Annotated in this window: 1 protein-coding gene and 1 pseudogene; both read left to right on the top strand. The window is 69.9% G+C overall.

Going from position 1 to position 1,094, the window contains the following annotated elements:
- Positions 1–735 (top strand): potassium-transporting ATPase subunit KdpA (locus ACWCYO_RS40710; protein WP_449787050.1); only part of this gene is annotated, 735 nt, incomplete at its 5' end.
- Positions 735–1,094, top strand: a pseudogene (locus ACWCYO_RS40705) (potassium-transporting ATPase subunit B); the annotation flags it as partial. The gene ACWCYO_RS40710 and the pseudogene ACWCYO_RS40705, both read left to right, overlap by 1 nt.

The raw sequence follows: 1,094 nt of genomic DNA, 5'->3' as shown, positions 1-1,094 counted from the left end.
CAGGCGGCCGGCGGCGCGATGGAGGGCAAGGAGCAGCGGTTCGGCATCGCGGCCAGCTCGCTGTTCGCCGCTTCGACGACGCTGACCTCGACCGGTGCGGTGGACTCCTTCCACGACTCGTTCACGCCATTCGGCGGCGGGCTGACGGTCTTCAACATGATGCTGGGCGAGATCGCGCCCGGCGGTGTGGGCTCGGGCCTGTACGGCATGCTGATCCTGGCGGTCGTCGCGGTGTTCGTGGCCGGTCTGATGGTCGGCCGCACCCCCGAGTACCTGGGCAAGAAGCTCGGCGGTCGGGAGATGAAGTTCGCCTCGCTGTACATCCTCACCACTCCCGCGCTGGTGCTGGTCGGCACCGGTGTGGCGATGGCGCTGCCGGGTGAGCGGGCCGGGATGCTCAACTCGGGCGCCCACGGCTTCTCCGAGGTGCTGTACGCCTTCACCTCCGCGAGCAACAACAACGGTTCGGCGTTCGCCGGCATCACCGTCAACACCGACTGGTACGACACCGCGCTCGGCCTGTGCATGGTGCTCGGCCGCTTCCTGCCGATGGTGTTCGTGCTGGCGCTGGCGGGCTCGCTCGCCCAGCAGCAGCCGGTGCCGGCCACCCCGGGCACCCTGCCCACCCACGAGCCGCTGTTCGTGGGCCTGCTGTCGGGCGTCGTCCTGATCGTCGTCGGCCTCACCTACTTCCCGGCCCTGGCCCTCGGACCGCTCGCGGAAGGTCTCTCCTGATGTCCACCCCTACGCTCAACCCCGCACCGGCCGACAGCACGGCCGAGGCCGCCGCACCGCACAGAGTGCGGAGCGGTCTGCTCGACCCGAAGCTGATCCTCGCGTCCCTGCCGGACGCGGTGAGGAAGCTCGACCCCCGGGTGATGGTCAAGAACCCGGTCATGTTCGTGGTCGAGGTCGGCTCGGTGGTCACCACGATCTCCGCGATAGCCAGCCCCAGCGTGTTCGCCTGGTCGATCACCGTCTGGCTCTGGCTCACCACGGTCTTCGCCAACCTGGCGGAGGCCGTCGCCGAGGGCCGCGGCAAGGCCCAGGCCGACACCCTGCGCAAGACCAAGACCGAGTCCGTCGCCCGCCGG

The sequence above is a fragment of the Kitasatospora sp. NPDC001683 genome, assembly GCF_053596495.1.
Note: the sequence above shows the minus strand (reverse complement) of the source record. Positions and strands in the feature narration are given on the sequence as shown.